Genomic DNA, 11,596 nt, shown 5'->3' on the forward strand with positions numbered 1-11,596 from the left:
GCGGCCGCGGCCGGAGGAGCCGCCCGCGGGGTTCGTGCCGGGCTTCGAGCCGACCTGGTCGGCCCGGGCGGACCTGCCCGACCCGCGCGTCGCCGGACGCCGACTGCTGCTGCTCACCCTCGAGGGGCTGACCGGCCGGCGTCCCCTCAGCCAGGTGCAGCCGTTCACCGCCCTCGGCGTCTACGCGGCCCTGACCAGCGGCCGCCGGCCCCGCTGGTGCGCCGGCGGCACCGCCCCGGTGCTGCTCGGTCCGGTGCACGTCTGCGAGCCGGTCGACGGGGTCGCCGAGGTCAGCGCGGTGGCCCGCCGCTCGGGCCGGGCGCACGCGGTCGCCGCACGGCTGGAGGGCATCGACGGCCGGTGGCGGTGCACGGCCCTCCAGATCGGTTGAAGGACCCCCTCCTCCCCACCCCTCGCAAGCTCGGGGCGGGACCCGAGAGGGCGCCAGCGGTGCTCACGCGCGCGAGGGCGCTCCGTGGCAGACCTTGTACTTCTTGCCCGAGCCGCAGGGGCACGGCGCGTTGCGAGCCGGCTCCTTGGTGCCGGTCACCGTCGCGGTCTTGGCCGCCTTGGTCCGGCCGCTCTCCTTGGGCGAGGCGTCCAGACCGGGAGCCGAGTAGCTGAGCTGGTCGTCGCGGTGCGGGTCGTCGAGGCCCTTGACCGAGAGCTCCGGACCGGCGTCCGAGGACACCGGCTCCTCGACCTCGGGCTCCACCGGGGCGGCCTCGGGCGCGGCGTGCCGCGGCCGCCGCGCCGAGGAGCTCCGGCGGGCGGCCGGGGTCGGCGCAGGCGCCTCGGGAGCAGGAGCGGGGGTCCCGGCGGCGGCAGCCGGGGCCGCCGCGACCCCGTCCCCCTCGACCGGAGCGGGAGCCGGCCGGGCCGGGGCCGAGGCCGACGGAGCCGGGGCCGAGGCCGACGGAGCCGGCCGGGCCGGGGCCGAGGCCGACTGAGCCGGGGCCGAGGCCGACGGAGCCGGGGCCGAGGCCGACGGAGCCGGGGCCGAGGCCGACGGAGCCGGCCGGGCCGGGGCCGAGGCCGACGGAGCCGGAGCCGGGGCCGACGGAGCTGAGGAGACCGGCGCCGACGGGGCGGGGGCGGTCGGCGCGGCGGGTGCCGGTGCAGCCGAAGCCGCCGCGGCCTGCGCCGCCCGGGCAGCCGCCGCCTGGCGGGCCAGCACCCGCGCCGTCCCCTGCTGGGCCGCCGCCAGCGCCTTGGCCTCGGCCTCGGCCTGCTTGGCCCGGGCCTCGGCGTCCTGCTGGTCCTTGGTCTTGACCTCCAGGTTGAACAGGAAGCCGACCGACTCCTCCTTGATGCCGTCGAGCATCGACATGAACATGTCGTAGCCCTCGCGCTGGTACTCCACGACCGGGTCGCGGTTGGCCATGGCGCGCAGGTGGATGCCGGCCCGCAGGTAGTCCATCTCGTAGAGGTGCTCGCGCCACTTGCGGTCGAGCACGCTGAGCAGTACCCGCCGCTCGAGCTCGCGCATGACCTCCGAGCCCAGCGCCGCCTCGCGCTCCTCGTAGGCGCGGTGGACGTCGTCGAGCAGCTCGCGCTTGAGGACGTCGGCGGTCAGCGCCGCCTGGTCACCGTCGGCCACCCGGTCGATCAGCTCGTCGCGGTCCAGGCCCACCGGGTAGAGCGCCTTGAGGCCGGTCCACAGCTGCTCGAGGTCCCAGTCCTCGGCGTAGCCCATCTCGGTGGCGCCGTCGACGTAGGCGCTGACGACCTCGTCGACCATCGTGCGGACCTGCACGTGCAGGTCGGCACCGTCGAGCACCTTGCGCCGCTCGGCGTAGATGACGGTGCGCTGGCGGTTGAGCACCTCGTCGTACTTCAGGACGTCCTTGCGGACCTCGAAGTTCTGCTGCTCGACCTGGGTCTGCGCGGACAGGATCGCCCGGCTGACCATCTTGGACTCGATCGGCTGGTCGTCGGGGACCCGCAGCGTGGTCATCATCGACTCGAGCATCGGGCCGTTGAAGCGCCGCATGAGGTCGTCGCCCAGCGACAGGTAGAACCGCGACTCGCCCGGGTCCCCCTGCCGGCCGGATCGGCCGCGCAGCTGGTTGTCGATGCGCCGGCTCTCGTGCCGCTCGGTGCCCAGGACGTAGAGGCCGCCGGCCTCGGTCACCTGCTCGTGCTCGGCGCGGACCTGCTCCTTGGCCTTCTCCAGCGCGCTGTCCCAGGCCGCCTCGTAGTCCTCCGGCGTCTCCGCCGGCGACAGGCCGCGGGCGCGCAGCTGCTCGTCGGCGATGAAGTCGGGGCTGCCGCCGAGCTGGATGTCGGTACCGCGGCCGGCCATGTTGGTGGCCACGGTGACCGCGCCCAGCCGCCCGGCCTGGGCGACGATGTGCGCCTCGCGCGCGTGGTTCTTCGCGTTGAGCACCTCGTGCTTGATCCCGCGCTGGAGCAGCAGCTTGGAGAGCACCTCGGACTTCTCGACGCTGGCCGTGCCGACCAGCACCGGCTGGCCGGCCTCGTGCCGCTCGGCGATGTCGTCGATGACGGCGTCGAACTTCGCCTTCTCCGTCTTGTAGATGACGTCGGAGCGGTCCTCCCGGACCATCGGCCGGTTCGTCGGGATCGGCACGACACCCAGCCCGTAGGTCTGGGAGAGCTCGGCCGCCTCGGTCTGGGCCGTGCCGGTCATCCCCGACAGCTTCTCGTAGAGCCGGAAGTAGTTCTGCAGGGTGATCGTGGCGAGCGTCTGGTTCTCGTCCTTGATCTGCACCCGCTCCTTGGCCTCGATGGCCTGGTGCATGCCCTCGTTGTAGCGCCGGCCCGAGAGCACGCGGCCGGTGAACTCGTCGACGATGAGCACCTCGCCGTTGCTGACGATGTACTGCTGGTCGCGGTGGTAGAGCTCCTTGGCCTTGAGCGCGTTGTTCAGGAAGCTGATCAGCGGGGTGTTGGCCGCCTCGTAGAGGTTCTCGATGCCGATCTGGTCCTCGACGAACTCCACGCCCTCCTCGGTGATGGCGACCGTGCGCTTGGCCTCCTCCACCTCGTAGTGGACGTCGCGCTGCATCATCGGGGCCAGCCGCGCGAACTCGGTGTACCAGCGGTGCATCGCCGGGTCGCCGGCCGGGCCGCTGATGATCAGCGGGGTCCGGGCCTCGTCGATGAGGATCGAGTCGACCTCGTCGACGACGGCGAAGTGGTGCCCGCGCTGCACCAGGTCGGCCTTCTTCCAGGCCATGTTGTCGCGCAGGTAGTCGAAGCCGAACTCGTTGTTGGTGCCGTAGGTGATGTCGCAGGCGTACTGCTCGCGGCGGTGCTCCGGGCGCTCGCCGGAGAGGATCACGCCGACCGACAGGCCGAGGAAGCGGTGCACCCGGCCCATCCACTCGGCGTCGCGCTTGGCCAGGTAGTCGTTGACGGTGACGACGTGCACGCCATTGCCGGTGAGCGCGTTGAGGTACGCGGGCAGGACGCCGGTCAGCGTCTTGCCCTCACCGGTGCGCATCTCGGCGATGTTGCCCAGGTGCAGCGCGGCGCCGCCCATGAGCTGCACGCGGAAGTGCCGCTGGCCGAGGGTGCGGGTGGCGGCCTCACGGACGACGGCGAACGCCTCCGGGAGGAGCTGGTCGAGGGTCTCCCCCTCCTCCAGCCGCTCCCTGAACTCGTCGGTCTTCGCGCGCAGCTCCGCGTCGGTGAGGTCGACGACGTCGTCCGCCAGCGACTCGACCGCGTCAGCGATCTTGTTCAGTCGCCGGAGGGTCTTGCCCTCACCGGCTCGGAGGATCTTCGAGAACACCACTGTTCCAGCGTAGGCGGTGTCAGGTGCGAGATCCGGTCACCTGACAATCTGCCACGTGGCGTACGACCTCGACGACCTGCCGGACGGCCTGCTCACCTTCCTCACCGAGCGGCACCTGGCCACGCTGACCACGCTGCGCGCCGACGGGAGCCCGCACGTCGTCCCGGTCGGGGTGACCTACGACGCGGCCGCCCGCACCGCCCGGGTCATCACGTCCGGGACGTCGGCCAAGGCGCGGCACGTGCGCGCGGGGAGCCCACGGGTCGCCGTGTGCCAGGTCGACGGCCGCCGGTGGGTGACTCTCGAGGGGACGGCGGTGGTGCGCGACGACCCGGCCGCGGTCGCCGACGCCGAGGCCCGCTACGCGCAGCGATACCGGCAGCCGAGAGAGAACCCCGCGCGGGTGGTCCTGGAGATCTCGGTCGACCGGGTGCTGGGCAGCGCCTGAGCGAACACTCAGTCCTGCATCGACGGCGAGGAGTCGCGCCGCGTCCTGTGGGACCACGAGACCACCGCGGCGACCAGCAGCAACGACGACGGCACCACGAACACCATCCCGATGCCCAGTCCTGTGAGCAGCGACCACGCGAGCGAGACCACCGCGAGGGCCGCGAGCAGCGCAGGCCGGCACCGTCCTGCTCGCGCGCTCCGCCCACAGGGCGATGGCGGTGCAGGCCAGCGGGATGCCGAACAGGACGAGGACGAACGAACCGCTGTCCGCCCACACCGTCCGCCCGTACCAGGCGGCGAGGCCGACGACGCACAGGAGCGCGACGACGATCAGCCCCTGGGCTCCCCGAGAACGGGATGCCATGCTCAGCCACCTCTCACACCGGTGTCGAACCGTTCGACGTCGTCGTCGTGGATGACCTCCTCCGAGTCCTCCGCGAGGGCGCACCCCGGACGACGTCGACGTGGTGTTCCGCGCCTGCCAGGACCCGGAGCACCGGCGGTGGCTGCCGAACCTGCCGGAGCCCTGCACGCGCGCCGACGCCGAGGCCTTCGTGACCGGCGTCGCCGTCCGCGGGCGGGCGGAGGGCCGGTAGCTGGTCCGCGCCGCCGAGGCCGACGGCGACGTGGTCGCCTCCTGCGGCCTGCACCACCGGCAGGACCACGGTCTGCTGGGGCCCGAGACCGGCCACTGGGCGAAGGACCCGTGCCTCCCGGCCCTCGCACGCTCGGGCCGGGACCCTGCACGGGGGGCCGGGCGCTCGGGCACGGCGCGGTGCGGGTGCACCTGTTCACCGACGTGGCGAACACCGCGTCACAGGCGGTGGCGGAGCGGGCGGGGTTCGCCCGGGAGGGCGTCGTCCGTTCCTGTCCGGCGTACCGGGAGGGCCCGCGTGCGGAGGTGGTGTTCTCCGGACGCGTGCGGGGAGGGTGAGCGGGGCGGGGGTGCGGGGTCGCCGCACCCCCGCCCCGGCGTCAGGACCGGGCCGCCGCGGGCTCCGCGGACGAGGCGGACTGCCGCGCGGCGGCGCCGTCCAGTGGCGCGTCGACGAGCCGGATGAGGCCGTAGTCGTAGGCGTGCCGGCGGTAGACCACCGTCGGCTGCCCGGTGTCGGCGCACATGAAGAGGAAGAAGTCGTGGCCGACCAGCTCCATCTCGTGGAGGGCCTGGTCGACGTGCATCGGGGTGGCGGGGTGGTGCTTCTCCCGCACGATCTGCCCCGGCAGGTGTTCGTCGAGGTCGGTGACGTGCGGCCCCTCGGCGAGCTGCCGGTCGCGGTCGAGGGCCTCCAGGACGTCGGTGTCGGGGGCGGCGCCGCCCACCCGCACCGTCGCCGGGGTCCGGCGTCCGTGGTGGACGCGACGGCGGTCGGCGGCCTTGCGCAGGCGGTGGTCGAGCTTGCCGACCGCGAGGTCCAGCGCCGCGTAGAAGTCGGGTGCAGCCGCCTCGGCCCGGATGACCGGTCCCTTGCCGCGGAGCGTGATCTCCACGCGTTGGCACTTGCCGGACTGGCGGGGGTTCTTCTCGTGGAAGAGCTCCACGTCGATGCGGAGGATCTTCAGCTTGCCGTCGAAGCGTTCGAGGCTGCCGACCTTGTCCTCGACGTGCTGTCGGTAGTGCTCGGGGACTTCGACGTTGCGGCCACGGACCACGATCTCCATGAGACCTCCCGGTCGTTCGGGGGTGTGCTCGAACCCACGCTAGTCCCGGTTGCCGGGTCCCGACAGTCGATCTGCCGGACCCCCGCCGGGACCTGCCGGGACGCCCGGGGCAGCCCGCCGCGGGGTGGCCGCGACGACCGCGGCGAGCACCGGCGGACCCTCCCGGCCGGCCGCCGGCGCGAGCACCGCGGCCGCCTCGGTGAGCGTCGCGCCGCTGGTCACGACGTCGTCGACGACCACGAGCACCGCCCCGGCGGGCAGCGCGCGCGGACCGGGACGCAGCGCGAAGGTGCCGGCCAGGTTGGCCCGTCGCTGCGCCGCCGAGAGGCCCGCGGAGTCCGCGGCGCGCCCGCTGCGGCACAGCAGCCGCGCCTCGGCCGCCGGCACCCCCGCCGCCCGCAGCTCGGCGACCGCGCGGGCGGTCAGCTCCCGGACGTGGTCCCGGCCGCGGGCGCGCAGCGCGGCGGCGCTGCTGGGCACCGGGACCAGCCGGACCGGGCCCGGGGGCGCGGACAGCCCGGCGAGCACGCCGGCGACGGCCAGCGCGAGGGCGGCGCCCAGCGGGCGGGCCAGCTCGGCCCGGCCGCGCTCCTTGAAGGCGTTGACCGCCGGGCGCACCGGCCCGTCGTAGGCGCCGGCGGCCACCGTCGGCGGGAAGCCGGCCGGGAAGCGGCGCGGCTGGGCCAGGTGCGGGACGGCGAGCAGCGCGGCGCACCGCCGGCAGAGGACGGCGCCCGGCACGCCGCAGCCGGCGCACTCGCGCGGCAGCAGCAGGTCGGCCAGCGCCGCGAGCACCCCGCCGTCCACCCCGGCAGCCTCGCGCCCCGCGACCGCCGCGCCCAGGGCCGCCGGTCATCTGTGGACGGCGAGCGCAGCCCGGCCGCGGGGGCAGGAACGGCCCCGTCCGGAAGGCTCGCCGCGGCCGCGTCCCGGGTCCCGCTGGCCCCGTCCAGAGGCTCGCCGCGAGCCTGCGAGCGGTGAGGAGGACGGGGTCCTTCTCCGAGGGGTGGGGAGGACGCGGTCCTTCCACGGTGAGAGGGACGGGGTCCTCTTTCAGCCTGGGTAGAACGGCTCGGTGCCCGGCTGCGGCTGCTGACCGCGGACCAGGGTGACCCAGGTGCCCCCGGCGACCTGCCACTCCCAGATGGTCCCGCCGGCGCTGACCAGCGGCGGGCGCCCGGGTGCGGCGGCGACCTCGGTGGCCTGGCTGGGCAGCCCGGCGGTGGGCACCGGTGAGAGGTCCCACCCGTCGACGCCGACCGTGTAGGGCAGGGTGCGGTCCTCGCCGGCGTCGCCGGCCAGCACCAGCAGGCTGCCGGAGGTCCGCCACGCCACGTCGACGACCTGGCCCAGCGCCGGGGCGACCTCGCGCCAGTCACGCAGCGCCACGGGCCCGTCGTCCGAGCGGACGACGGTGCCGACGTACAGGCTCCGCCGCTGGCCGTCCTCGACGACGACCGCGGCACGCACGCCGTCGGGCGAGAGCTGCAGCGCCGTGGCCCGGCCCAGGCCCGGCAGCGTGACGGCGTTGACCGCCTGCGGTGGGCCGCCGGCGGGCACCCGCACCACCGTCGAGCCGTCGCGGACCAGCCAGAACTCCTGCCGGGTCGGCGCGACCGTCGGCGCGGTCAGCGAGCTGCTGGGCAGCACCGGCGTGAGGTCGCTGCCGTAGGAGCCGGTGAGCAGCGTCGCCTGGCCGTCCCGCTGGGTCACCCCGACCATCTGCGTCAGCTGCCCCGTGCTCGGGTCGGTCGCGACCGCGGCGCTGGACAGCCCGTAGTCGCCGGCACCGGCCGGCCCCGGCGCCGGCGCCGGGGCGTCGGTCGCGGTCCACAGCGCGCCGTCGACGAGGAAGTGCCCGACCGCGTCGACCGGGGCGGCGTCGGGGTCGAAGGCCGCCCAGGTGTCGACGGTCTGCGTCGACGGCACGCCCTTGAGGCGCAACGGGTCCCCGTCGACGAGGACCTCCACCGAGCGCACCGAGCTGAGCTGGCCGAGCGTCCAGACCAGCTGGGCCGAGAGCCCCGCGAGCCGGGACGGCGAGGCGTCCGCGACGCCGGTCAGGTCGACGTTGACCGCCTGGGCGGAGACCGTCAGCGTGCTGCCCAGCGCGGCGCCCCCGAGCTCGTTGACGACGCCCGCGGCCAGCACCGCCGAGGGCCCCTCGAGCAGCCGCTCGACCAGCACCGTCGGCTGCGCCTCCCCGCTGATCAGGTACCGCGGGTCGGGGACGACGCGCTGACCGGTCGGGTCGAGGAAGTAGAGGTCGCGCCGCTCGTAGAGCCGCTCGAAGTCCGGCTCGAGCATGAGCAGCCCGTCCGGCGGGTCGCTGATCCGCCACTCGCCGTCGACCTGCTGGAGCCGGAACTCCCGCGAGTAGACCTCCTGGCCGCCCACGGTGAACCCGCCGCGCTGGTCGATCGTGCCGACCAGCTCGCCGGTCACGACGACGGTGCCGGCGTCGGTGGTGACGGTGGCGTAGTCGGCGCCGAGCACCGTGATGCCGGCGTCGTCCGACCACGACCCCTGCGGCTCGGGGGCCAGGTGCTCGCGTGCCACGGGGTGCCCGCGCACGGTGCTGGCGGCGGCGTCGAGGAAGCCGCGGACGACCTCCTCCGGCGTGGCGCCGGGCTCCGGCGACTGCGGCTCGATGCCGACCGGGGTCTCCGCGCGCGGTGGTGCCTGGGTGATCTGCACGGGCGCCGAGCTCGTCGGGACCGTCGAGCAGCCGCCCACCAGGGCCAGCAAGGCCATCAGGGCGAGCGGTGCCAGGACGACGCGGTGGCGGGTCACCCGGCACCCCGTGGACGGCGCAGGACCGCGGGCCGCAGCGGCAGCGGCGAGCTGCTGAGGTCGGCGCCGGCGCTGAGCGGCAGCGTCAGCCGGAACTGCGCGCCGACGCCGGGCTGCCCCCACACCTGCAGCCAGCCGCCGTGCAGCCGCGCGTCCTCCAGGCTGATCGACAGCCCCAGCCCGCTGCCGCCGACGGTGCGGACCCGCGAGGGGTCGGCGCGCCAGAAGCGGTCGAACACGTGCTGGGCCTCGGCCGAGGAGAGCCCCACCCCGTGGTCGCGCACGGTGACCGCGGCCGCCGTCCGGTTGGCCGCCCAGGTGATCTCCACCGGCTTGCCGGTGCCGTGCTCGATCGCGTTGCCGACCAGGTTGCGGAGGATGCGCTCCACCCGGCGGGCGTCGACCTCGGCGATGACGTCCTGGGCCGGGCCGGACACCGTCAGCTCGCAGCCGTGCCGCCCGGCCAGCGCCGACATGCCGGCCGCCACCCGGCGCACGAGTGCACCGAGGTCGGTCGGCTCCCAGTCGAGGACGGCGGCCCCGGCGTCGTAGCGGCTGATCTCGAGCAGGTCGGTGAGCAGCCCCTCGAAGCGGTCGAGCTCGGTGTGCATGAGCTCCGCGGAACGGGCCACGTGCGGGGGGAAGTCCGCGCGGGACTCGTAGAGCACCTCGGCGGCCATCTGCACCGTGGTCAGCGGCGTGCGCAGCTCGTGCGAGACGTCGGAGGTGAAGCGCTGCTGCAGCTGGGAGAGCGACTCCAGCTGGGTGATCTGCCGCTGCAGGCTGTCGGCCATCGCGTTGAAGCTGGTCGCCAGCCGGGCGAGGTCGTCCTCGCCGCGCACGGCCATCCGCTCCTCGAGCTGCCCCTCCGCCAGCCGCTGCGCGATGCCCGCGGCCCGGCGCACCGGGTCGACCACCAGCCGGGTCACGAGCAGGGCGATCCCGACGACGAAGAGGGTGAGCGCGATGCCGCTGATGACCACCGTGCTGCGGAACAGCGACAGGCTCTCGGCCTCCTGGTCGAGCGGGAAGGCGTAGTACAGCTCGATCTGCTCGGCGCTGCCCGCCCCGGTCGGCACGGGGGCGCCGACGAGGTAGGTGGGCCGGGCCAGCCCGCTGCCGTCGGGGACCAACGCGTACTGCGCGTACTGGCCGCCGGAGGCGACGTCGGCGCGCAGCTCGGGCGGGATCGCCGGGTAGATGCCGCGCTGGCTGACCGCGGGCGGCCGCTCGGAGTCGCCGGTCCGGTAGACCATGACGACCTCGAAGTCACCGGCCGGGCTGCCGCGCTCCTTGAGCTGCTTGACCGTCCGGTCCAGCGTCGCCCGCACGCTCGCGCCGTCCCCGGCGGCGATGCCCGCGACCTCGTTCTGCGCGTAGACGACCCCGGTCTGGACCTGGTCGATCGCCGCCTGCTCCTTGACCGACAGCAGCTGGTCGCGGATCTGGCTGAACAGCACCAGGCTCACGATGACCACCACCGTGCCGGCCACCAGCATGGTGATGGCACCGATCCGGACCTGCAGCGACGACCGCCAGGAGGCCGCCGCCTGGGCGGCCAGCCGCTGCGCCAGCCGCCGCGTCCGGCCGGCCCGCCGGCGCAGCCCGCGGCGCAGCGCGCCGAGGTCGGCCGACAGCGGACGGCGCGGCCGGGGAGCCGTCGTGCTCCGGCCCACGACCCCGGAGGACGACGGCGGCTGGAGCGACGCGTCGCTCGCGGGAGGCGCGGGCCGCGTGGTGCTCACGGCCGGCTCGATGGACCCGGGCTCACGGAGCGCATCGCTCCGCTCCTCGCCGACGTCACCGGTCGCCTCCGCGGTCGCTCCGCTCCTCGCTCGCCGAGCTCGCTGCGATGTTCACTCCCTGTCGGCTCCGGCCCTCGCTGCGGTGCTCACGGGCCGCTCCGCTCACGGCGGGCCGGCCTTGTAGCCGACTCCTCGCACCGTGAGCACGATCTCCGGCTTCTCCGGGTCCCGCTCGATCTTCGCCCGCAGCCGCTGCACGTGGACGTTGACCAGCCGGGTGTCCGCAGCGTGCCGGTAACCCCACACCTGCTCGAGCAGCAGCTCGCGGGTGAACACCTGGCGCGGCTTGCGGGCCAGCGCGACCAGCAGGTCGAACTCCAGCGGGGTCAGCGCGATGGGCACGCCGTCCCGGGTGACCTGGTGCGCCGGGACGTCGATCTGCACGTCGCCGATGCTCAGGTTCTCCGCCTGCCCGGACTCGCCGCGGCGCAGCTGCGCGCGCACCCGGGCGACGAGCTCCACCGGCTTGAACGGCTTGGTGACGTAGTCGTCGGCGCCGGCCTCGAGCCCCTGGACGACGTCGAGGGTGTCACCCTTGGCGGTGAGCATGACGATCGGGACGGTCGACTGCGTGCGGATGTCCTGGCAGATCTGCAGGCCGTTGCGGCCGGGCAGCATCAGGTCCAGCAGCACGATGTCCGGGCGGGTCTGCTGGAACACGCCCACCGCGCGGTTGCCGTCGGAGACGAACGCCGGTTCGTAACCCTCGCGTCGGAGCACGATGCCGAGCATCTCGGCGAGGGCGGCGTCGTCGTCGACGACCAGGACGCGGCCGCGGCTGGGCCCGTTCGGTGCAGCGGTGGGTGGCACGGCGACCATTCTGCGCTGCTCGGGGACGGAAGCGGGGACACCCGCCCGGAGTCTGCTCCGGACGGGTGTCCCCGGTGGGCGCGCGGAGGGTTCCGCCGCCAGCCCGGTGACGGCCCCCCTGCAGGGTCCCGCCGGCCCCGTCCCGGGTCCCATCCCGAGCGTGCGAGGGATGGGGAGGACGGGGTCCTTCTACGAGCGGCGGGGGGCAGGGGGCCGCCCGTCCGCTCCCGGCGGCGGGACCCTGCAGGGTGCGTCTCAGCGGTGTACGTCTCGTGACAACAAATATCACTAGATCTACCTCACATCATCCATA

10 protein-coding genes are annotated in these 11,596 nt (G+C 74.6%); 3 read left to right on the top strand and 7 right to left on the bottom strand.

The features are described 5' to 3' along the window. Positions 1-391, top strand: a 391-nt coding sequence (locus CNO22_RS21420; RefSeq protein ID WP_100501278.1) for an Rv3235 family protein, incomplete at its 5' end; no start/stop codon positions are given. A gap of 63 nt (positions 392-454) precedes the next feature. Here CNO22_RS21420 and secA read toward each other — a convergent pair. Next, positions 455-3,763, bottom strand: coding sequence for a preprotein translocase subunit SecA (secA, locus tag CNO22_RS21425; RefSeq protein ID WP_100501279.1), 3,309 nt, complete (start codon positions 3,761-3,763; stop codon positions 455-457). A gap of 55 nt (positions 3,764-3,818) precedes the next feature. Between secA and CNO22_RS21430 the strand changes: the two genes are divergently transcribed. Next, a complete protein-coding gene (locus CNO22_RS21430; RefSeq protein ID WP_100501280.1) occupies positions 3,819-4,211 on the top strand; it encodes a pyridoxamine 5'-phosphate oxidase family protein in 393 nt (130 codons plus the stop codon). An 8-nt stretch (positions 4,212-4,219) separates the two neighbouring features. Here the strand turns inward: CNO22_RS21430 and CNO22_RS27910 are convergent, their stop codons facing one another. After that, the gene (locus CNO22_RS27910) at positions 4,220-4,363 is read right to left on the bottom strand and encodes a hypothetical protein (RefSeq protein WP_157937056.1); all 144 of its coding nucleotides are present in this window, start codon (positions 4,361-4,363) and stop codon (positions 4,220-4,222) included. Between the two features lie 314 nt (positions 4,364-4,677). On the opposite strand from CNO22_RS27910, the gene CNO22_RS29790 reads away from it, so the two are divergent. Beyond that, positions 4,678-4,809, top strand: coding sequence for a hypothetical protein (locus CNO22_RS29790; protein ID WP_269799615.1), 132 nt, complete (start codon positions 4,678-4,680; stop codon positions 4,807-4,809). Positions 4,810-5,188: 379 nt separating this feature from the next. On the opposite strand, the gene hpf is transcribed toward CNO22_RS29790, so the two are convergent. From hpf to mtrA, 5 genes are all read right to left on the bottom strand, one after another. Then, the gene (gene hpf, locus CNO22_RS21435; RefSeq protein ID WP_100501281.1) at positions 5,189-5,875 is read right to left on the bottom strand and encodes a ribosome hibernation-promoting factor, HPF/YfiA family; all 687 of its coding nucleotides are present in this window, start codon (positions 5,873-5,875) and stop codon (positions 5,189-5,191) included. A 39-nt stretch (positions 5,876-5,914) separates the two neighbouring features. After that, the gene (locus CNO22_RS21440; protein WP_100501282.1) at positions 5,915-6,682 is read right to left on the bottom strand and encodes a ComF family protein; all 768 of its coding nucleotides are present in this window, start codon (positions 6,680-6,682) and stop codon (positions 5,915-5,917) included. A 246-nt stretch (positions 6,683-6,928) separates the two neighbouring features. Further along, on the bottom strand, positions 6,929-8,668 hold the full coding sequence (locus CNO22_RS21445) for an LpqB family beta-propeller domain-containing protein (protein ID WP_232807235.1): 1,740 nt from the start codon (positions 8,666-8,668) through the stop codon (positions 6,929-6,931). Further along, complete coding sequence (mtrB, locus tag CNO22_RS21450) at positions 8,665-10,344, bottom strand: MtrAB system histidine kinase MtrB (protein ID WP_232807236.1); 1,680 nt, start codon at positions 10,342-10,344, stop codon at positions 8,665-8,667. The genes CNO22_RS21445 and mtrB overlap by 4 nt, the downstream gene beginning before the upstream one ends. A 231-nt stretch (positions 10,345-10,575) precedes the next feature. Next, entirely contained in the window at positions 10,576-11,292 is a 717-nt protein-coding gene (gene mtrA, locus CNO22_RS21455; protein ID WP_100501284.1) for an MtrAB system response regulator MtrA, read from the bottom strand. Positions 11,293-11,596: the final 304 nt, after the last annotated feature.

It is taken from the genome of Geodermatophilus chilensis (genome assembly GCF_002802985.1).
GTDB lineage: Bacteria > Actinomycetota > Actinomycetes > Mycobacteriales > Geodermatophilaceae > Geodermatophilus > Geodermatophilus chilensis.

Excerpts from the sequence above, each read along its gene's own strand:
- hpf (WP_100501281.1), bottom strand. The coding sequence starts at position 5,875 with ATGGAGATCGTGGTCCGTGGCCGCAACGTCGAAGTCCCCGAGCACTAC.
- mtrA (WP_100501284.1), bottom strand. The coding sequence starts at position 11,292 with ATGGTCGCCGTGCCACCCACCGCTGCACCGAACGGGCCCAGCCGCGGC.